Annotated in this window: 17 protein-coding genes; 11 read left to right on the forward strand and 6 right to left on the reverse strand. The window is 69.7% G+C overall.

Features of this window, described 5'->3' with window-relative positions:
• Positions 1–2 precede the first annotated feature (2 nt).
• Both E1294_RS06360 and E1294_RS06365 read right to left on the reverse strand, forming a co-directional pair.
• Positions 3–815, reverse strand: coding sequence for a TrmH family RNA methyltransferase (locus tag E1294_RS06360; RefSeq protein WP_132505607.1), 813 nt, complete (start codon positions 813–815; stop codon positions 3–5).
• Positions 808–1578, reverse strand: coding sequence for a DUF4184 family protein (locus E1294_RS06365; protein WP_132505610.1), 771 nt, complete (start codon positions 1576–1578; stop codon positions 808–810). Before E1294_RS06365 ends, E1294_RS06360 begins: the two co-directional genes overlap by 8 nt.
• 226 nt (positions 1579–1804) lie before the next feature.
• Between E1294_RS06365 and E1294_RS06370 the strand changes: the two genes are divergently transcribed.
• The 11 genes from E1294_RS06370 (at position 1805) to E1294_RS06420 (ending at position 16643) form a co-directional block, all read left to right on the forward strand.
• Positions 1805–2359 carry a cation diffusion facilitator family transporter gene (locus E1294_RS06370; RefSeq protein WP_246082848.1) on the forward strand — a complete coding sequence of 185 codons (555 nt, stop codon included), beginning with the start codon at positions 1805–1807 and terminating at the stop codon, positions 2357–2359.
• A 233-nt stretch (positions 2360–2592) separates the two neighbouring features.
• Entirely contained in the window at positions 2593–4266 is a 1674-nt protein-coding gene (locus tag E1294_RS06375; RefSeq protein ID WP_246082849.1) for a substrate-binding domain-containing protein, read from the forward strand.
• Between the two features lie 212 nt (positions 4267–4478).
• Positions 4479–6041 (forward strand): sigma-70 family RNA polymerase sigma factor, encoded by a 1563-nt coding sequence (locus E1294_RS06380; RefSeq protein WP_132505616.1) that lies wholly within the window; start codon positions 4479–4481, stop codon positions 6039–6041.
• Between the two features lie 293 nt (positions 6042–6334).
• Entirely contained in the window at positions 6335–6703 is a 369-nt protein-coding gene (locus E1294_RS06385; protein ID WP_132505619.1) for a hypothetical protein, read from the forward strand.
• Positions 6700–7827 carry a GNAT family N-acetyltransferase gene (locus E1294_RS06390; protein WP_132505622.1) on the forward strand — a complete coding sequence of 376 codons (1128 nt, stop codon included), beginning with the start codon at positions 6700–6702 and terminating at the stop codon, positions 7825–7827. Before E1294_RS06385 ends, E1294_RS06390 begins: the two co-directional genes overlap by 4 nt.
• Positions 7828–7974: 147 nt before the next feature.
• The gene (locus tag E1294_RS06395) at positions 7975–8808 is read left to right on the forward strand and encodes a glycosyltransferase family 2 protein (RefSeq protein ID WP_132505625.1); all 834 of its coding nucleotides are present in this window, start codon (positions 7975–7977) and stop codon (positions 8806–8808) included.
• 12 nt (positions 8809–8820) lie between these two features.
• Positions 8821–9759: a glycosyltransferase family 2 protein gene (locus E1294_RS06400; protein WP_132505628.1), complete on the forward strand. Its 939-nt coding sequence runs from the start codon at positions 8821–8823 to the stop codon at positions 9757–9759.
• A complete protein-coding gene (locus tag E1294_RS06405; RefSeq protein WP_132505631.1) occupies positions 9759–10562 on the forward strand; it encodes a polysaccharide deacetylase family protein in 804 nt (267 codons plus the stop codon). Before E1294_RS06400 ends, E1294_RS06405 begins: the two co-directional genes overlap by 1 nt.
• Positions 10555–11871 (forward strand): lipopolysaccharide biosynthesis protein, encoded by a 1317-nt coding sequence (locus E1294_RS06410; protein WP_132505634.1) that lies wholly within the window; start codon positions 10555–10557, stop codon positions 11869–11871. The genes E1294_RS06405 and E1294_RS06410 overlap by 8 nt, the downstream gene beginning before the upstream one ends.
• A gap of 1265 nt (positions 11872–13136) precedes the next feature.
• Positions 13137–15365 carry a hypothetical protein gene (locus tag E1294_RS06415; RefSeq protein WP_132505637.1) on the forward strand — a complete coding sequence of 743 codons (2229 nt, stop codon included), beginning with the start codon at positions 13137–13139 and terminating at the stop codon, positions 15363–15365.
• 117 nt (positions 15366–15482) lie between these two features.
• Positions 15483–16643, forward strand: coding sequence for a DUF418 domain-containing protein (locus E1294_RS06420; protein ID WP_246082850.1), 1161 nt, complete (start codon positions 15483–15485; stop codon positions 16641–16643).
• Here E1294_RS06420 and E1294_RS06425 read toward each other — a convergent pair.
• The 4 genes from E1294_RS06425 to E1294_RS06440 form a co-directional block, all read right to left on the reverse strand.
• Positions 16606–17598 (reverse strand): alpha/beta fold hydrolase, encoded by a 993-nt coding sequence (locus E1294_RS06425; protein WP_132505643.1) that lies wholly within the window; start codon positions 17596–17598, stop codon positions 16606–16608. The two genes, E1294_RS06420 and E1294_RS06425, sit on opposite strands and share 38 nt — an antisense overlap.
• Before the next feature lie 2 nt (positions 17599–17600).
• Positions 17601–18986: a GH39 family glycosyl hydrolase gene (locus tag E1294_RS06430; protein ID WP_246082851.1), complete on the reverse strand. Its 1386-nt coding sequence runs from the start codon at positions 18984–18986 to the stop codon at positions 17601–17603.
• A gap of 108 nt (positions 18987–19094) precedes the next feature.
• On the reverse strand, positions 19095–19847 hold the full coding sequence (locus E1294_RS06435) for an SDR family oxidoreductase (protein WP_132505649.1): 753 nt from the start codon (positions 19845–19847) through the stop codon (positions 19095–19097).
• 108 nt (positions 19848–19955) lie between these two features.
• Positions 19956–20981 carry a phosphotransferase family protein gene (locus tag E1294_RS06440; RefSeq protein ID WP_132505652.1) on the reverse strand — a complete coding sequence of 342 codons (1026 nt, stop codon included), beginning with the start codon at positions 20979–20981 and terminating at the stop codon, positions 19956–19958.
• Between the last annotated feature and the right edge of the window lie 148 nt (positions 20982–21129).

Here is a 21129-nt window from a genome sequence, read left to right on the forward strand (position 1 = left end):
GGTCAGCGGGACGAGCGCATCAGCCCGTGACATGCGATGGCCGCGGCCGCCACGACGTTCAGGGAGTCGACCCCGGCGGCCATGGCCTCAGCGCTCATGGGGATGCACACCGCCTGGTCGGCCTCCTCCAGCCAGTGGGACGAGAGCCCGTCGCCCTCGGCGCCCAGCAGCAGCGCCACCCGGCCCGCGGCCTTGACCTCGTCTATGGGGGCGGCGGTCTGGTCCGGGGTCAGGGCCAGGGTCTGGCAGCCCGCCTCGCGCAGCTGCGCGAGCCCATCGAACCAGTCGTCCATCCGCGCGTACGGGATCGAGAACACCGCCCCCATCGACACTTTGACCGCCCGCCGGTAGAGCGGATCCGCGCACCGGGGCGACAGGATGATCCCGTCCACGCCGAGCGCCGCCGCCGACCTGAAGATCGCCCCCACGTTGGAGTGGTCGACCAGGTCCTCCAGCACGAGCATGCGCCGGCCGCCCCGCTTGAGCAGGGTTTCGACGCCGGGCAGGGGCAGGCGTTCCATCGAGGCCAGCGCCCCGCGATGGACCTGGAAGCCGGCGATGCCGGACATGATCTCGTCGCTCACCACGTAGACGGTGGCGTCGCCGAGCACGTCCTCCAGCGGCGCCAGCCAGCGGCGCGTGGTCAGGACCGACCGGATCGGGTAACCGGCGCCGATGGCGCGCCTGATGACCTTCTCGCCTTCGGCGAGGAACAGCCCGCGCTCGGCCTCCAGGCTCTTGCGCAGCTCCACGTCCCTGAGCCGGGTGTAGTCGGTCAGGCGCGGGTCGTCGGGGTCGGTGACGTACTCAAGCACCTTCCGATACTGTCATGCGCCGCCTGACCTGCCAGACCACCGCGTAGCAGGTGAGGGCGAGGCACAGTCCGATCAGGGTGCCCACGCCCGTCTTGGTGAGCACGCCGGGGACGCCCAGGTCAGGGCTGGGTTCGTCCACGAGCGGCCACAGGAGGGCGCCCGCCACCGTGCCCGCCGCGCACGCGGTCAGGACCGACCACCGTGCGCGGCACGGGATCAGCAGGCGGCCGGGCACCGGGGCGGCAGGCATCCTGGACAGCCCGCGCCGGCCCCACCACACGACGACGGCCAGCCCGATCGCGGAGGAGACGTACTGCAGGATGCGGAAGAGCGGGATCTCGCCGAAGACGTGGACGCCGGCCCAGCCGCCCCATTCCACGGCCCCGGTGGAGTGGGTGAAGGAGTCCCAGAGCACGTGAGAGGCGGCGCCGATCACCGCGCCCGCGGCCATCGGCAGGAGCCTGAGCCGTTCGGGAGCCAGCAGCGCGGCGCGGCCGGCGAGCGCGGCCGGCAGGAGGGCGACCAGCGGTTCCCTGAACACGACGTGGAACAGCGGCAGCAGCACGAGCACCGCGGCGAGGTCGAGGGTGACCACGCCCGGCCAGGAGTGCCAGTCGGTGTAGTCGGGCAGGAACGGCAGGAACAGCGGCAGGTCGGGGGCCATCGACCCCAGCGTCAGCGCCCACGGGTCGGCGAACCTGCGCACCCGGGAGGATGCCAGCAGCGGCACCACCGCGGCCACGTGGCTGGGCGTGAACGGCAATCGTCTCCCCCCATCTGACGATCTTCGCCCATTATGCGCCGAACCTTGAACATCCTTTGCCAGCACGCTCTAGAGTCACGGACAGTAGTGGGTACGGTACGTAACGCTGTCGACGGCCGGATAACCGGGAGTTCGGGGGTTCATGGTGCCTGACCAGCGGATTCGTGAGCATCCGGCCGCGTCAGCAGACTGGTTGCGCGCCGCTCGCGCGGCTCGCTCACTCTCGGTGGCTACGCTCGTCTGGCTGGGCGTGGAAAGCACGCTCGGCCTGGCGGCGGGCCTCGTGGCGCACTCCGTCGCGCTGATCGGATGGGGATTGTGCGCGGTCGTGGAGGCGGCGGCCAGCATGATCGTGGTGTGGCGGTTCACCGGCGCCCGCACACTGTCGCCGAGCGCGGAGACCACCGCCAGGCGGGCGGTCGCGGTGAGCTTCTGGCTGCTCGCGCCCTACCTGGTCATCCACGTGGCGTACGACCTGGTGGCCGGGCACCGGGCGGTGCCCAGCGTGCTGGGGATCGTGGTGACGGCCGTCAGCCTGGTCAGCATGCCGTTGCTGGGCATCGCCAAGCGGCGGCTCGGCGCGCGGCTGGCGTCGCCGTCAACGGCGGGCGAGGGCACGCAGAACCTCATCTGCGCGGCCATGGCGGCGGGCGTGCTCGCCGGATTGTGGCTCAACACGGTCGGCTGGTGGTGGGTCGACCCGGCCGTCGCGGTCGCCCTGGCGGCGATCGCCGTACGCGAGGGAAGGCGCGCCTGGCACGGTCACGCATGCTGCCATTGACGGTAACACTGCGTCATCGTCGCACCAAAAGGGCTGTTTTGCCACACTGACCGCACCGAGTATCGTTCCCGGAGTATTGCGGAGCTTCTCCCGCTAGGGTCTCCGGAAGGTTCCAACACACCTAAGAGGGCATCGTGGGGCGACACCGCACAGACGATCTCGACGGCGGATACAGAGCCAGCGAACCTCCACCCCCGCGCAAGCGATCCGGCAACGGTCGCGGCAGGGTGCTCGTGCCGCTGGCCGGCGCCGTCGCGATGGCCGTGCTCCTCGGCGTCGCCGCGTTCGTCATCTTCAACAGAGACCACGACTGCTCCAGCGGCAAGCTGCCGCTGCGCGTCGTCGCGACCCCCGACATCCATCCCGCGCTCAACAAGATCGCCGGCAACTACAACAAGGCCATGCACTCGATCGACAGCAAGTGCGTCGAGGTGACGGTGGCCAAGGAGGCGGCGGCGAAAACCGCGAACGCGCTGGCCGCGGGCAAGGTGCCGGCCGACTTCTGGGTGGCCGACTCCAGCCTGCTGATGGAGAGCATGCGCCAGACCTCGGGAGGCAAGGCGCTGCCGCAGGTCGAGGGGTCGATCGCGACCTCGCCCGTGGTGCTGGCGGCGGCCAAGTCGGCCGCGCCGAAGCTCACCGGCACCCTGCAGCCGAGCTGGAGCGCGATGATTGCGGCGGCGAACGTCGCGAACGTGGACGGGCCCGGCAAGAAGGTGCGCGTGCTGGCCCTCGACCCCCAGAAGAACTCCGCCGGGCTGGCCGCGCTGCTGGCCGCCGCCGGCACGGCCAGGGAGGCCAAGCAGGACAAGGCGCTCGTGGGCGCGCTGAAGGAGCTGTCCGGCCAGCTCGCGCCCGACTCGACGGCGCTGCTGGCCAGCCTCACGGTGAAGTCCAGCAGGGTGCCCGTCGGGGTGACCTCCGAGCAGGCCATCCACGCCCACAACGCGAAGAAGCCGGAGGCGCCGGTGGTGGCGCTCTATCCGAAGGAAGGCACGCTCAGCCTCGACTACCCCGTCACGATCCTGGCCAAGGACCCGGCGGTGCTGAAGGCGGCGGCCGACTTCAAGCAGCACCTGACCACGGAGTCGGCCGGGAAGACCCTGCGCGCCGCCGGGTTCCGCGGCACCGACGGCAAGGCGGGCGACGCGCTGTCGGAGGAGAAGGGCTTCTCCCGTGACGCGCCGACCGCGCTGGAGCCGCCCGACACCGCGACCGTGGCCAGGATGGTGCAGACCTGGTCCAGGCTGAACCTCGGCTCCCGGCTGCTCACCCTGCTCGACGTCTCGGGAACGATGGCGCTGCCCGTGCCCGGCACGAACATGACCCGCATGCAGGCCATCAACAAGATCGCGACTGAAGGGCTCGGGCTCTTCCCCGCCGACTCCGAGCTGGGTCTGTGGACGTTCTCCACGCATCTGGACGGACGGGGCAAGGACTGGAAGGAGCTCATCTCCGTCGGGCCGGTCACCGAGTCGATCGACGGGGCGCTCCGCAAGGAGGCGCTGGCCACGACGTTCGCCCAGATCGAGGCGAAGCCCACGGGCGACACCGGGCTGAACGACACGATCAGGGCCGCCTACGCGGAGCTGACCAAGACGTTCCAGCCCGACAAGATCAACACGCTGCTGATCCTCACGGACGGCGCCGGCAACGACGATCCCGACGGCGGCGTCAAGAACGCCGAGATCCTGCGGTACCTGAAGAAGACCTACACCCCGAAGCGGCCCATCAGCATCCTGCTCATCGCGTTCGGCCCGGAGGCCGAGAAGGGCAAGCGGCAGATGGACGCGCTGGCCAAGGCCACGGGCGGCGAAGCGTACATCGCCAAGGACATCCTGCAGGTCCGCGACTTCTTCCTGCAGGGCATGGAGCGCCGCCTCTGCTCCCCCAACTGCGACGGCTGAGCCCGCGAGGAAGTGCCGTCGTCTGGAGGAGCGACGGGAGCGCAGCGACCAGAGCGGGGGAAGACGGCGGCGTCTGGCGACCGAGCCCGCCTCCACGGAGTGGAGGCGGGCTCGCTCATGCCCGTTGGGCATGGCGGGCGAACCACCCCGAACAGGGCGGCGTCCTCTCCGCGTGGGGCTGAGCGCCCGTACGACCCGCGGGGAGGGAATCCGTGCCTGGATGGCCGACCGTCGACCGAAGCGGCGATCAGGAGCTCGTCGAGGCTCTGCGGCGCGCGGACACCCATGCCCCCGCCAGGCTGTACGACTCCTACGGCGAGCGGCTGCACGACTACGCCTGCTCCCTCATCGAGGAGCGAGAGGTCGCCGGGGACGCCGTGCACGACGCGCTCGTCACCGCGCAAGGATGCGTGGACCGGCTGAAGGAGCCCGCCAGGCTGCGGGCCTGGCTGTACGCGCTGACCCGGTTCCAGGCACAGGCCAGGATGTCGCACCGGAGCGGCACTCCCGTGGAGGGCCTGTCGCTGCCGGAGCCCGGCGAGCACGACGACCCGGAGCTGGCCGACCTCGTCTACGAGACGCTGAGCGAGCTGAGCAGGAACGAGCGCGAGGTCCTGGTGTTGTCGCTGCGCCACGGCCTGGCCCCGGCCGAGGTGGGCGCGGTGCTCGGGCTGACCTCGCGCCAGGTGAGCGCCAGGCTGGGCCGCGCGCGCGACCACCTGGAGAACGCCGCCGCCGCCGTGGTGCTGGCCAGGACCGGGCGGGCGCACTGCCCTGACCTGTCGGCGATGGTGGACTCGTGGGAAGGGCCGCTCACCCCGCTGCTGCGCCGGCGGTTGTCGGGGCACATCGGCGGGTGCGAGGTGTGCACCGAGGGCCGGCACCGGCAGATCTCGGCCCTTCGGCTGGTGGACATGGTGCCGGTCGCGTTCGCGCCGCTCTCGCTGCGCCGCCGGGTGGTCGACACGTGCGTCAACCCGGAGCGCGACCAGACCCGTACGTTGATCACCGATCGCGGCGACACCCTCGACCGGACGGGGTTCCCCGTGGCCGCCGCGGGCCGCTCGCGCCGGCGCAGGCCGCGCCGGCTGGCGCCGGTGGCGCTGGCCGGGGCCTGCCTGCTGGCCGCGACGGGCGCCGTGGTCGTGATCAACGGCCGTGACGTCTCCAGCGGCACCGCGCTGCCGCCGGCGCACTCCCCGACGCTCTCCGTGGCGGAGAGCCTCCCTTCTGGGCCCGTTCTGGAGGAGGACGGGGAGGAGCCCGCGCCCTCGCCGACCCCGACCCCGAGCGCGACCCGGCCGGACAGGCGCACGCCGAGCGGGCGGCCGGTCGCCACGCGGCCCCGTACCAGGCCCGCCCCCGCTCCCACGGCCTCCCGGCGCAGGCCCGCGCCCGGTCCGAGGCTCGTCGCGTCGTGCCCGGACGGGATGGACGGCCTGGCCAGGATCGGGCTCAGCGCCCGCAACGCCTCGGTCTCCTGGGTGGCCACCGCCTCGCAGGGCCTGGACGTGCACCCGGCGAGCGGGTCCATCAAGGCGGGCGGCTCCGTGCGGGTGGTGGTGACGGTCGTCGATCCGACCGCGTCCGGCAGCGGCCGCGTCGCCTTCACCTCGAACGGCGGCACCAGGTCCTGCTCGCTGTCCTGGGTGGCCGACCAGCGGCCGCCGGCCTCCGACGCGCCGGACGGCGATGCGCCCACGGACATCACCGAGCCTCCGGAGACGCCAACCGCCGGTGCGGAGAGCTCCTCCGTGGACACCATGGACGGGTGAACAGGTAACATTCGCGCCAAGCGGTGGTAGATCGATGCTTATACGACAATTGGGCATAATTCGGGCCCTGGCTCGAAGAGCCTAGCCCTCATAGGGCATTCTGGTGTGCTTGGGGACCACTCCGGGGCCGGAGAGCGCTTGACCATGTGTTGAAGCTCACACGAGAAAACTCAGCCTGCGGGTGAACCGGTCAGCGTCACCAAGCGTCGGCATTGACGTGCTCAGGCGCTGATTGGTCCCATGAACTGCGATCAAACACGTTCCAACCAGGAAGATCAGGAGAGAACCAGGAGATGCTCAAGCACCGCAGAGCACTGGCGTGGGTGCTGGCGTTCGCCTGCATAGCGGGGGCGATCGTCGCGTTGTTCGACATCGAGACACCGCTGCGCCCGTTCTTGATCTCCCTGTTCCTCCTGTTCGTTCCTGGGGCCGCAGTGGTGGGACTGTTGCGTGATCGTGATCCCCTTGCCGCACTATCAGTAGGGGCTGCCGCAAGTCTCGTACTGAACGTGCTTCTCGCGGAGGCCATGCTGCTGTTCAACGCATGGTCGCCGCGGGCCGGTGTGGCCACCGTCGCCGTGCTCGGAGGGTTCATGTACGTGCTTCGTGTGTTGTACCGGGGGAAGAGCATGCAGACCGAACAGGGGGCCAGGGCAAGGTGAACATCCAGGTAGTTCGGCCGCGAGACCTCGGAGACTCCGAACGCGCCCGGTGGCGGGAGCTGCAGAAGGCAGACCCGGGTCTGGACAACCCGTTCCTGTCCGTCGAGTTCGCCGTCGCGATGGACCGTTTGCGCGACTACGTGAGGGTGGCGGTCATCTCCGACGGCGCCGGCATCGCCGGCTTCTTCCCGTACGAACGGCACAACTTCGGCATCGGCAAGCCGCTCGGCGGCTTCCTGACCACCTGCCACGGCCTGATCGCCACGCCGGAGCTCAACCTCGACGCCAAGGCGCTGCTGCGAGCCTGCAAGCTCAGCGTGTTCGACTTCGACCATCTGGTGGCGGGGCAGCCCACGTTCGCCCCCTACGAGCAGGATGTCCGGCCGGCCCCGGTCATGGACTTCACCTCGGGATTCGAGGCCTGGATCGACCAGGTCAAGGCCAACTCGCCGAAGAACCTCAAGACCGTCCGCTACAAGGAGCGCAAGCTCGGCAGAGAGCAGGGGGAGCTGCGCTTCGCGTGGGCCTCGGCCGACCCCGAGGTGCTGCGCACCCTGCTGGCCTGGAAGTCAGACCAATACCGCAGGACGGGCCGGGTCGACAGGTTCGCCCAGCCGTGGATCGTCGAGCTGACGGAAATGATGCATGCCGAAAAGTCACCTGACTTCGGAGGCGTGCTCACCATGCTTTATGCGGGCGACGTGCCGGTGGCTGGACATTTCGGCCTCCGTACGGCCACCACGCTTGTAGGGTGGTTCCCCGCCTACGACACCGAGTTCGCCCGATATTCGCCGGGCATCGTCCATCACCTCCAGATGGCCGAGGCCGCCGCGAACGACGGGCTGCACATGGTCGACATGGGCAAGGGCGGCAAGGAGTACAAAGACTGGCTCAAGAGCGGGGTCCTGTACGTCGCCGAAGGCCGCATCGCGAGACCGTCCGCCACCGCGGCGGTGCACTGGATCGGCCGAACTCCTTTCAACAAGGCCCGAACAATTGTCATGGACCGACCGTCTCTTTATAAGGCGGCCGACCGTGTCCTCAAGGGCTTTGGTCGGGTGCGCACCTCAGTGCAACAGCAGGAGTCACCCAATGTAGTCAAGGAAGCATCGGGAGCGAGCTGACCGCTCCCACCCCCGGCACCAGCACATACACCCTCACTCTCCACGCAGGACCCCCATGCACCGCCCACCGGTTTCGTCGTTCCCGCAGCACCCGGGGATGACCTCGTCCGGTTCGCACGGCGGGGTCCCGGAAGGAAATCCCTCGCCATGAGTCCCGAGATAACCAAGCCCAACGGCAAGCTCCAGGCCGCCCCCCTGCGCTCGATGCCGCCGCCGTCGAGCTTCACGCCCGTGACGCCGCATCTGGCCATCTCACCGACGGTGAGCGTGGTCGTGCCGGCGATGAACGAGGCCGAGAACCTGCCGCACGTCTTCGCCACCATCCCGCAGTGGGTAGACGAGATCGTGCTCGTCGACGGCAACTCCGTCGACGACACGGTCGCCGTGGCCAGGCGGCTGCGGCCCAACGTGAAGGTCGTGACCCAGACGGGCAAGGGCAAGGGCGACGCCCTGGCCGCCGGTTTCGCGGCGTGCACGTGCGACATCATCGTGATGATCGACGCCGACGGCTCGACCGACGGCCGCGAGATCATCAACTTCGTGGGCGCGCTGGTGACCGGCGCCGACTTCGTCAAGGGCTCGCGCTACGCCGCCGGCGGCGGCAGCGATGACCTGACGATCAACCGCCGTCTGGGCAACAAGGTCCTCACCGGCATCGTCAACGTGATGTACCGCACCCAGTACACCGATCTGTGCTACGGCTACAACGCCTTCTGGGCGCGCCACCTCGACGTGCTCGACCTCGACTGCGACGGCTTCGAGGTGGAGACGCTGATGAACGTGCGCGCGGCCAAGGCCGGGCTGAAGGTGCACGAGGTGCCGAGTCACGAACGCAACCGCATCCACGGCGAGAGCAACCTGCACGTCGTACGAGATGGCTTCCGCGTGCTCAAGACCATCCTGAAGGAGTGGCGCCGCCAGCCCTCTCCGCCCCAGCCTGAGCCCACCGCCACCCCAGCCGCTGACCGAGGCGTCGCATAAAAAGGGACCGTTGTGAACACGTCTGTTGTCATCTGCGTCTACACCGAGGACCGGTGGGAGGACATCAGGCAGGCAGTCGAGTCGGTCGAGAACCAGACCCGCCCGGCCCACGAGCTGATCCTGGTGGTCGACCACAACCCCGACCTGCACCTCAAGCTCAAGCGCGAATATCCACAGGCCATCGTGGTGGAGAACACGCACGAGCAGGGGTTGTCCGGAGGCAAGAACACCGGGGTGGCCACGGCCAACGGTGAGATCGTCGCGTTCCTCGACGACGACGCCGTCGCCGACGCCGGGTGGCTGGAGGCTTTGGAGGAGGGCTTCCAGGAACCCGGCGTGGTGGGCGTGGGCGGTCGCACGGACCCGCTGTGGGCGTCCGGCAGGCGGCCGCGGTGGTTCCCGTACGAGTTCGACTGGACGGTCGGCTGCACCTACCGCGGCATGCCCGCGGTCAGGGCGCCGATCCGCAACGTGATGGGCGGCAACGCCGCCTTCCTGCGCGACGTCGTGTCCGAGGTGGGCGGCTTCCACAGCGGCATCGGGCGCAGTGTGCAGGGCCGCAAGTCACGGCCGCTGGGCTGCGAGGAGACCGAGTTCTGCATCCGGCTGACCCAGCGCAAACCCGGCTCCGTCATGCTGTTCGAGCCGCGCGCGGCGATCGGGCACAAGGTGTCGGAGCAACGCGAGGGCTTCGCCTACTTCCGGTCCAGGTGCTACGCGGAGGGCCTGTCGAAGGCGCTGGTGACGCAGGAGGTCGGCACCCAGGACGGGCTCGCCAGCGAGCGGGCGCACGCGATCAAGACGCTGCCGCTCGGCGCGCTGCGCGGGGTCGGCGAGGCCCTGCGGGGCGACCTGGGCGGGCTCGGCAGGGCCGCCGCGATCGTGATCGGGTTGGCCTGGACGACCTGGGGCTACGTGGTGGGCACCGCACGGCTGAAGGTGGCACGCTGATGATCCGCGTCCCGATCCTGATGTACCACTCGGTCAGCGACAACCCCAACGACGAGACGCGGCCGCACGCGGTGCGGCCCTCCGACCTGGCCGAGCAGCTGGCCTACCTGTCGGAGAGCGGCTTCACCCCGCTCACGCTGGGCGACCTGGTGGCCTCGCTCAACAAGAACAACGGCCGCTCGATGCCCGACAAGCCGGTCGTCGTGACCTTCGACGACGGCTACGCCGACTTCCACAGCCACGCGCTGCCGCTGCTCGAACGCTACAACTTCCCCGCCACGGTCTTCCTGACCAGCGGCTGGGTGTCCGACGCGGGCAAGGACGCGGCGGGCAGGCCGCTCGACGCCATGTTGTCCTGGGGCCAGGCCCGCGAGGCCGCGCAGACCGGCATCGAGGTCGGCGGCCACAGCCACAGCCACCCCCAGCTCGACCAGCTCCGCACCGAGGACCTCCGGCAGGAGCTGCGCAGGAACAAGGGCCTGCTGGAGGAGAAGATCGGCGCGCCGGTCGCCACCATGGCCTACCCCTACGGCTACTCCAGCGCCCGCGTTCGCCGTGAGGTGCGCAAGGCCGGCTATTTCGCCGCCTGCGCCGTCAGCAACACGATCGCCGCGGACCGGCACGACATGCTCGCCATCCCCCGGTTGACGGTCGGCAAGGGCACGACCATCAACATGTTCAAGCGCGCCGTCGAAGGCACCGCCGTACCTCTCATCTACATGCGCGAGCGCATCCTCACCAAGGGCTACGCCGTCGTGCGCAGGACGAGGTACGGGCTGCAACGGGTGCGCGGCAATGTCTAGGGTCTGGGGACGGATCCTCGTCGACCTGCGCAACCCGCTGTTCCGGCAGGGTTACGCGCTCATGGCGAACACCGTCATCACCGGCGTGCTCGGCATGGGCTACTGGCTGCTGGCCGCCCACTACTACTCCCCCGACGAGTTCGGCCGCGGCCAGGCGGTGATCACGGCGATGCGGTTGTTCGCGTCGCTGGTCGCGCTCGGGTTCGTCGGAGCGCTCGCCCGCTACCTGCCGGTGGCCGGCCGCCGCACGCCCGAGCTCATCCTGCGCGGGTACGGCCTGGCCGCCGCCACGGGCGGGGTCGCCGCGGTCGGCTTCCTGCTGACGTTGCCGTTGTGGGGCGAGACCTATTCCGTGCTGGCCGGGTTCGGGCCCGGGCTGTTCTTCCTGGCGTCCGTGGTGGTGTGGGCGGTGTTCACCCTCCAGGACGTCGTGCTGACCGGCCTGCGCAGGGCCCCGTTCGTACCACTGAACAACTTGATATTCGGCCTGGTCAAGATGGGGCTGCTGGTCGCGCTCGCCGGCGCGCTGCCCTCGGGCGGCATCTTCGTCTCCTGGGTCGTCCCGACCGCCCTCGCCCTGATCCCGATCAACTTCCTGATCTTCGGCGTCGTGGTGCCCCGGCACACCAGGCAGGCCGACGCGGAGCAGGAGCCTCCTCGCCTGCGCGAAATTGGAAGGTTCCTGGCCGGCGACTTCCCCGGGACGTTGTCGATCCTGGCCATCGTCTACCTGGTGCCCGTGGTGATCGCCACCCAGGTCGGCGAGGCCACGTTCGGGCGTTTCTCGATGGCGCACACCCTGGCCAGCATGATCGAGTTGCTGGCCATGAACATGGCGGTGTCGCTGACCGTCGAGGGTTCGTTCGACCGGTCCCAGCTGGCGGAGAACTGCCGGCGGGCGTTGCGGCGCGCCTTCATGATCGTCATCCCGATCATCACGGTGGCGATCGCCGGGGCGCCGCTCATCCTGACCATCTTCGGGCCCGCCTTCGCCGAGGAGGGCACGACGCTGCTGCGGCTCATGGCGCTCGCCGTACTGCCCCGGGTGCTGATCGAGGTCTACTTGAGCGCGCTGCGAGCCCAGAGCAGGGCGCGCACGCTGGCCGTCGTCCAGATCGGGCTGGCCGTTCTGGTGCTGGTGTCCACGCTCGTGCTGTTCCCCTACGCCGGGGTGAACGCCGTGGGATACGGTCTGCTGGCCAGCGAGCTCCTCGTGGCGCTGTTGATCTTCGGAAATCTGCGTAAGATTCTCGGATTCGGCGATACAGGTCGACCGGCTGTCACTCAGGGGTCGTCCGGGACCGCATGATGGTCAACGCGAGGCAACGGGACAGCGATGGCGTGACACCGGGGACCACGGGCTCCCCGGATGCGCGCGGGGACAAGGAGGACTCAGACGTGCCCTTCGATCCGGAAGCTACCGGGATCATCCCGAAGCTGACGTTCGAGCCCCCTGGTGAGGGCTCCGGCACGTCTGAGGAGACCGAGGGGGAGACCGCTGAGAGTGCCGCCGAGCCCGGCTCCGACCGCACCACGGCCATCCGCCTCCCGGTGACACCACCGCCAGGGAAGGGCGACGTGGGCTCCTCACCGGAGACCGCCTCGACCAGCCCTGCGCTCCGCCCCCCACCCGCCGGCGATGCTGAGCCATCCGGCGGTTCTCCGGCATCCGGCGGTTCTGCGGCGTCCAGCGGAACGAAACCGACCGGGACTTCGCAGGCGTCCGTGGAGTCGCAGGCTTCCGGAGGGACGAAACCGACCGGCGGGGCGCCGGCGTCCGGGGGGACACGACCGTCCGGCGCGGCGCAGGCCGCCGCCACCGCCCCACCGGCCAGCGGTACGAAACCGGCCAGTGGGCCGCAGTCGTCCAGGGGAACGAAGCCCGCCACCGGTCCGCGACCGTCCGAGGAAAGGCCTTCCGGTGGCACGCAGCCGACCGGAGGCGCACAGGGTGCCGGTTCATCGCGGGGTGCCGGTACGTCACAGGGTGCCGGTAGGACGGAACCGGCCGGAGGCGCGCAAGCGACCGGTGGCACGCACCCCGCAGGCGGCGGACAAGCCAGCGGAAGCGGGAAGGCTGGCGGAGGCGGGAAGGCGGGTGTGCGCCCGCAACCGGCGAGCGAGTCCCAGGCCGACGGCGCGGCCGAGCCGTCCGCGCGCCCCCAGCCCGGCAGCGGCCCGCAGCCTGCCCGCCCCCAACAGGCCGGCGGTTCACAGCCCGCTGACCGCCCGCAATCCGCGAGCGGCCCGCAGCCTGTCCGGACACAGCCGACCGGCGGTGCTCAGCCGTCTGGGCATCGGCAACCGTCCGGTGGGGCCCAGCCCGGAGTTCACGGCGGAAACCCGGGTGGCGCAGCGCCGCCCGCCACAGGCCCCGCCTCAGGAAGTCCTCACACAGGGAAGCCGAACACCGCAACGCCACCCCCAGCGGGGAGCCCTCATCCCGGAGCGCCCGCTGGCGGAACGCCCACTGGTGGGGTGCCCGCTGGCGGGACGCCCGGGACGCTCGCTGGTGGGGTGCCCGGTAGGGGGGCGCTTGGGGCTCCGCTCGTCGGGGCGCCGCCGCACGGGCCCGTGGGCGTGGCGCAGGAGGCGCCCCAGGGTCCGGCAGGAGGGCCGGTCGCACAGCTGCAGGCGACGGCGCAACCGCAGGCGCTGAAAGCCCGGGTCAGCGCGCTGATCGCCAGCGCGCCCCGGTGGCTGCCCCTGGTGCTGGTCCTCGAGGGCCTGCTCATGTTCATCCTCGCCGTCAAGGTGTCCCCGGGGCCGCTGCGGGGTGTGGACCCGGCCGACATCGACGGTCTCGGGCTGATCTCGGCGCTCCCGGTCACCGCGTTCCTGGCGATCCTGATCATGATCGTGTCGTTCTTCGTCACGGTCGCCCAGAGCACCGACCGCAAGTTCCTGCTGCTGTTCCAGATCGCCGCGATCGCGTTCGCCCTGCACGGCGTCGGGTCGCTCGTGGCGAGCGAACCGCGTTTCCCCACGGCGTACATCCATGCCGGTTTCGTGGAGTTCATCAGCAGGACGGGCGAGACGGCGATCGGCATCGACGCCCGCATGGGATGGCCGGGCTTCTTCGCGTTGTTCGCGTTCGTGACGAAGGCCGCCGGCATCAGCGACATGACGACGATCCTGCAGTGGACGCCGCTCCTGTCGAACCTGCTCTACCTGCTGCCGTTCGTGCTGATCCTGCGTCAGGTGGTGGCGACCACGCGGGCGCGGTGGTTCGCGGCGCTGCTGTTCGTGCTGGTGCAGTGGATCGGGCAGGACTACTTCTCGCCACAGGGCTTCACGTTCGCCCTGTATCTGGCGTTCGTGGCGATCCTGCTGCGATGGTTCGGGCGAGTCGAGCCGCGGACCAGGCCGATCGCCCCGAAGGGCCTGCGTAAGCTGCTCGGCAGGCTGGACGCGATGACGCCGGGCGAGCTGGCCAACACCGGCACCTACCGGGCCGACAAGCTGCTCATGCTGATGATGTTGCTGGCGCTGTTCATCGCGTCGGTGGCCTCGCACCAGATCACGCCGTTCATGATGCTCGGCGTGGTGACGGCGTTCCTGCTGGTGAAGCGGACCTCGCTGACGTGGGGGCTGCCGTTCTTCCTCGGGCTCGTGGTGGCGGCCTGGATCAGCTACATGACGGTGGGCTTCTGGGCGAGCCAGATCGACACGATCTTCGGCGGCCTGGGCAACGTCCTGTCCAACCTGCGCAGCAACACCGGCGACCGGATCGAGGGCACCGACCCCGCCCACGCGATGGTGTTGCAGGCCCGCCTCGGCATCCTGGTGGTGATCATCGGGCTGGCGGCGGCCGGGTTGTTCCGGCGGCTGCGGCGCGGGGTGTTCGACAGGTCGGCGCTGATCCTGCTCTGCGTGCCCGTGCTGGCGCTGGGGCTGCAGAGCTACGGCGGCGAGATCGGGCTGCGCATCTACATGTTCGCGCTGCCCGGCGCGTGCCTGCTGGCCGCGTACGCGTTCTTCCCCAACCTGCCGGCCGACAGCGCCGACGTGCGCGAGGAGACCGTGCCGCTGCGCAAGCGGAACGTGCGCTTCAATCCCGAGCTGACCAGGAAGATCTCGGTCGTGCTCGCGGCGTGCTTCGCGGTGTTGTTCGCGATGGCGTTCCTGCTGGCGAGGTACGGCAACGAGAAGTTCGAGCGGGTCACCACCGGCGAGGTGGCGGCCCTGCACTACGTCTACGACCACGACAAGCCCAGCGCGAGGGTGCTCTATCTGGTTCCCAAGCTGGGGCCGGAGGTCACGCCGACCCTGCCGTGGGGCGAGCGGGACGTCGAGCGGGTCAGCTTCAACGTGCAGGCGCTCGTGCACAAGGATCCGACGAAGATCGCCGACGCGGTCAAGGCGCTGCAGGAGCAGCCGCGGAACTCGTACCTGATGGTGAGCACCGGCCAGGTGAGCTACCTGCAGCTCAACGAGGGTTACCCGGCGGACTGGGGGGCCAAGTTCCGCGCGGCGCTGGACACCTCGCCCAGTCTGAAACGGGTGTTCTCCAACGAGGACGCGGCGCTCTACACCTGGAAGAAGTTCGTCAGGGGGACGGAGATCCCCGAGCCGCACTCCTACAAGGGCCGCGGCGACCCCACCTCGCCGTGGACGCCGGTGGGCATCGGGGCGCTGATCGTGACGTGGGTGGCGCTGCTCGGCTACGAGGTCATCCGCCTGAACGGCCCCAACCGGGCGCGCAAGGCGCGGAGACGCCTGTTGTTCCTGGCAGTCCCGGCGTTCGTCGTGGCCATCGCGGTGGTCATCGAACGGTTCATCTACATCGCACAAAATAACTGAATGCCCAGGAAACTCTCAGGTTCTACGGGATGATGACCCTCAATGAGGGCACAGAGGACACTTTCCGCCGGACCGGACGCACGTACCACTGCTGCGCGAATCGTCTCCGTCGACGCGTTGCGGGGCTTCTCGCTCCTGGGCATCCTCGTCGTCAACATCGCCTTCCTGGCCTCCGGTTACCGGATGGCCGGGATGGCGGAGCCCGCCTTCGGCTCGCCGTTCGACTGGGCGGTGCGGTGGTTCGTGACGATGTTCGTCGAGAACAAGTTCTACCTGCTGTTCTCGTTCCTGTTCGGCTACAGCTTCACCCTGCAGCTCGACTCGGCGGCGCGGCAGGGGCGCGCGTTCCGGCCGATGTTCCTGCGGCGGCTGGCCGGGTTGCTCCTGATCGGGCTGGCGCACGCCGTGTTGCTGTTCCCCGGGGACATCCTGACGACGTACGCCGCCGTGGGCCTGGTCCTGCTGTTCCTCCACCGGATCAGGCCCAGGACGGCGGTGCTGCTGGCCGTCGCGCTGACAGCGGTGCTGGCGCTCGGCTTCGTGCTGGCGGCCGTGCTGGCCACGCTGGGGCTGGACCTGTCAGGCACGATGACGGACGGCGCGGCCGAGGCTGCCAGGTCGGACGCGGCGCTGGGCGGGGGCTTCTGGGAGATCGTCTCCGAGCACCTGAGGAAGCTGTCGCTGATCATCGTGCTGCGCGCCCTGTTCCAAGGGCCGGCGGTGCTGGCCGCGTGCCTGCTGGGGCTGGCGGCCGGCAAGTCAGGCGTTCTGCGCGACCTGTCCGCGCACACGAGAACGCTGCGCAGGCTGCAGTGGACGGGCTTCACGGCCGGTCTCGCGGGGGCGTCATTCGCCGCGCTGTCCGCCTGGACCGGCGTGGTGCACAAGTTCTGGGGCGAGGCGGTGGACCTGGCGACGGCACCGCTGCTGGCGGCCGCGTACGCGGCGACGTTCCTGCGGCTGCTGCCGCGCATGCCGCGCATCGGGCGAGCCCTGGCCGCGCCCGGCCGGATGGCGCTGTCCAACTACCTGGCGCAGTCGCTGATCTGCGCGCTCATCTTCACGGGGTACGGGCTGGCGCTCGTGGACCGGGTCAGCCCGCCGATGGAGCTGCTGATCGCCGCGGGCGTCTTCGCGGCCCAGGTCCTCTACAGCCGCTCGTGGCTCAGCGGGCACCGGTACGGGCCGGTGGAGTGGCTGCTGCGTTACCTGACGTACGGGACCAGGCCGGCTCACGGGGTCAGAGCGAGCCCAGGAACTCGATCAGCGCCTCGTTGACCTCCTCCGGGCGCTCCTGCTGGATCCAGTGCCCGCAGCCGGCCAGGACCAGCGCGTCCCGCAGGTCGGGCACGGATCTGGATCTGCCGGACAGCAGGTCCTGCATCGCCTGGCTCCCGTAGTCGCCTTCCCGGTCACCGATGAGGAACATCGCGGGCGCCTTGACCGGGTTCGCGCGCCATGGCTCCGACAGCTCCCAGTTCCTGTCCATGTTGCGGAACCAGTTGAGGCCGCCGGTGAACCCGGAGCGTTCGAACAGCGCGGCGTACACCTTGACGTCGTCCTCGCTCGCCCACGCCGGGAGCCGGTCGTCCCGGAGCGCGTCGACGATCGTCCCTCCGTCGGGGATCATGCCGTTCCACACCGGGGATTCGCCGGACCCTGTGTACAACACGCGGCGCACCAGTCGTTGCGGGTCACGCTCGAGTTCGGCGGTGAGCGCCGCGTCGTCCGCCCCTGGCCGCTGGAGGCGTACGGCGAAGAAGCCGTCGCCGCGCGCGGTTCGCAGGGCCTCGACAGGCCGGGGGTGCGGCTCCGACGGCTCGGCGAACCGGTCGGGCATGTTCAGTGCGGCCACCGCGGCGACCCGCTCCGGCCGCTTCTTCGCCGTGTCCCAGGCGACGAGCGCGCCCAGATCGTGCCCGACCAGGATCGCCCTCGTCTCGCCGAGCGCCTCGATGAGCGCGATGACGTCGCCGACGAGGTGCTCGATCGTGTAGTCGGCGACCCGCGGCGGCACGTCGGTCTCGCCGCACCCGCGCTGGTCGGGGGCCACGACGCGGTAGCCGGCGGCGGCCAGTGCGGGGAGCTGGTGGCGCCATGAGTACCAGCAGTCGGGCCAGCCGTGCAGCAGCACCACCAGCGGCCCTTTCACGCCGGCCTCCGCGACGTGCATCCGCAGGCCTCCGTCGAGGGTGAACGTGCGGTGGGTGATGGGCGTGTCTGCGACCACCATGCTCACATGCCTCTGCCGGACCACTTGATCTCGTACGGCCGCAGGGTGACCTGCCTGCCGTCGACGGTCGCGGTGACGTCTTCGCCGGACGTGTTCACCATGACGCTCTGGCGCTGCTGGCCGATGGCCTTGATCCGCTGGTCGGAGGTCCGCACCTCGGAGACCTCGACCCCGGCGGGGAACCACTTGGCAAACCCGCTCAGCAGGCCCGCCATCGGCATCTCGCCGCCCGCCTTCGGCGCCCACAGGCAACCAGGGCACTCGCCTTCGTCCTTCATCTGCGGGTTCCAGTAGAGCGCCGTGGTGACGCCGCTCCTGGCGAACTCCATCAGCGTCGTCGCCTGCACCGCGGTGCGCTGCTCCTCCGTCCAGCCGGAGTTCTCCGGCTCGACGTACCACTCCGCCCACCACACCGGCAGGTCGCCGCTCTTCTGCCGCAGCCACGAGGTGATGGCGCTGAACTTGGTCTGGGCGGCGAAGTCGTCGGGGATGTTGCCCCTGTCGTTGGTCATCGACGCGCCGTCGACCACGATGAAGTCGGCGCCCTGCTTGTTGTCGATCCAGTACTGGATCGCGTCGAGCGCGCGCTGGTCGACGGTCCCCCAGGAGCCGGTGAGCTCGGAGGGCTCCTGGCTCCTGGCGCTGCTCTCGATCGGGACGTACGGGCCGCCGACCTTGATGTCGCTGTTCACCTTCTTCAAGGCCGTGTAGACCTTGTTGTAGAGCTCGGTGTATCCCTTGGCGTCCCACTTGTTGGTGGTCGCATCCCAGAAGCCCTTGAACTCGTTCCAGACCATGTAGTGCTTGACGGTCGGATACTGCTTGGCGACCCTGACGGCGAGCTTGGCGAAGTCGTCGAAGTGCTCGGGTTCGGGGGCGACGGTGTGGTTCTTGCTCCAGTCCGTACGCCCGGCCTTGCCGCCCTTCATCCAGTCGGGGGCGCAGCACAACGTGATCACCGGCAGCCCTCGCGACGACGACATGAAGGTCAGCCGCCGGTCGAGGTCGCCGAAGTTGTACTGCCCCGGGCTCGGCTCGGGGTTGCCGACGCCCCAGCCCATGATGTGCTGGTTCTGCACCATCGGCACCCGGCCGAGCAGGCCAGTGGCCTGCTCGATGACCTGCTCCGGCTCGTTGTCGGCGCTGTATTGCGTGTGCGTGACGCCCCAGCGCGGCCAGTTGGCCAGCGCGGGCGGCTTCTCCAGCTTGGGAGCCGGCTCCGTGGGCACCGTCGTGGCGACCTGGCCGCTGAAATCGCTGCGCTCCTCAGACCTGAGAGAGGCGTAGACCATGATGCCCGCCACGAGGACGACCGCGAGGATGCCGGCTCCAAGGGCTATCGGCCATGGCGAACGTCGGCGCGCATGACGGCCATCGGTCGGGATCACTGAACGCTCCTCATTCCTCACAAGCCCACAAAGGGACGAACATACAGAAAGGCCGAGCGTAGCCCAGCCTTGATGACGCTAATCGCCCGACTTGCAGACCGCTAACCGTCAATCCGCACGCGGTGGCCGCTGGCCGCCCGCTGGGCCGGGCACCCCGGCATAACGGTACGGCACCGGCTGCCTGCCAGGCTGGACGATGAGAAGGGTGCCCGGGGTTTCCGCGTAGAAGGCGGACTCGACGGCGGCGGCCACGTCATCGGCGGTGAGCAACGGGAAACCCGCGTTGACGAACATCTCCCGCGCCTCCGCGACCAGCGGCGTGTCGGTGAAGCCGGGGCACACGGCGCCGATGCGGATGTTCTGGGCCGCCAGCGGCTCGGCCAGCGCCCTGACAAGGCCGACGACGGCGTGCTTGGTCATCGTGTAGACGGGGTCGCCGGAGAAGGCCACGAGCCCGGCCAGCGACGCGGTGGCCACGATGGCGCCCCCGCCGGAACGGGCGAGGAGGGGGACGCCGGCCCGGACGCCGAAGACGACGCCGTCCACGTTCGCCCCGACCACCTGGCGGTAACGCTCGACGTCGAAGTCGGCCAGGTCCACCCGGCCGCTGACGCCGGCGTTGAGGTGGACCAGGTCGAGCCGGCCGTACCGCTGCTCGGCCAGCGCGACGGCGTCGAGCGAGGCCTGCTCGTCGCTGACGTCGGCGGCCAGCCACGCGCCGTCGACCTCCTTGCCCAGCCGTTCCACGCCCTCGCCGTCGCGGTCGACGAGCACGCATTTGGCCCCGCCGGCCGAGAGCCGGCGTGCCACGGCGGCTCCGATGCCGCTGGCCGCTCCGGTGATCAGTGCAACTGTGCTCATGGCGCTCCTTGCGGGGTCGAGGCCCGGGGTCCAGGCTGGTCGAGCGTCTCAGTGCCGGTCGATCATCTCTAGTGCCGGTCGATCATCTCTAGTGCCGGTCGATCATCTCTAGTGCTGGTCGAGCATGCGGTGGGCGCGGGCGATCAGCGTGGGAACGGCGGAGCCGATGCGGTCGAATCCCTCTCCCACGGTCTTACCTTGCCGGAAGCGGGCGTGGATACCCTCCACAATGACCGCCAGCTTGAAGTTACCGAAGGCCACATAGAATCCAAGATCCGAAATATCCCGCCCTGACGTTTTGATGTAGTGGTTCGCGAACTCGGCGGCGTTCATGAACCCGGGCGCCACCGTCACGTCGCCCGCCACCGGGATCCCCGCCCGCTCGTCGTCCCCGGCGTCGTGCCAGTACGTCAGCGTGAGCCCCAGGTCGGCCAGCGGGTCACCGAGGGTGGACATCTCCCAGTCGACCACGGCCGCGATCTCGAGCTCCCCCAGCCTGATCAGTGTGTTGTCGAGCCGGTAGTCGCCGTGCACCAGCGTGCCGGCGGACTCGGCGGGCAGCCGCTCACGCAGCCGGTCGACGAGCCGGTGATATTCCGGCGACTCCGACGCCTTCGACCGCTCCCACTGCTGGCTCCACCGGTCGAGTTGCCTGGCCATATAGCCCTCCGGCCGCCCGAAGTCCGCTAGCCCGACGGCGCGGTAGTCGACGGCGTGGATGGCCGCCAGCACCTCGGCCAGCCGCTCCGACAACCGCCGCGCCTGCTCGGGCGTGTGGTCGCCGAGTTGTTCCCTGGTCCGCACGGCGGCGCCGGGCACGTACTCCATGAGGTAGAACGGCGCCCCGATCACGTCCTCGTCGGCGCAGAACGCGACAGGACCCGGCACTGGCACGGGCGTCGGCGCGAGGGCGGAGATGACCCGGAACTCGCGCCGCATGTCGTGGGCGGTGGGCAGCACATGACCGAGCGGTGGCCGGCGCAGCACCAGCCGGCGGTCGCGGGCCTCGACCACATACGTCAGGTTCGACCGCCCACCCGCGATCAGCGAGACGGACAGGGGCTCGCCCGCGTCGGGCACGTTCCGGCCCATCCACGCGGCCAGACGGGGGTGGTCGATGCCAGGTACGGTCATGGACACACATTAGAACCTCATTCGGTGCTGAATGCCAGCTGGGAGTTGCGTAACGTTCCCGACCAGCGGCGATTTGCAGGGCGCGCGATCCTTTACTCTGGGGGGTACACGTCTGCCCAGACGCTGGACTGAGAGTGGCTGCACACAG

Origin of the sequence: Nonomuraea diastatica (genome assembly GCF_004349015.1) — a bacterium.
GTDB lineage: Bacteria > Actinomycetota > Actinomycetes > Streptosporangiales > Streptosporangiaceae > Nonomuraea > Nonomuraea diastatica.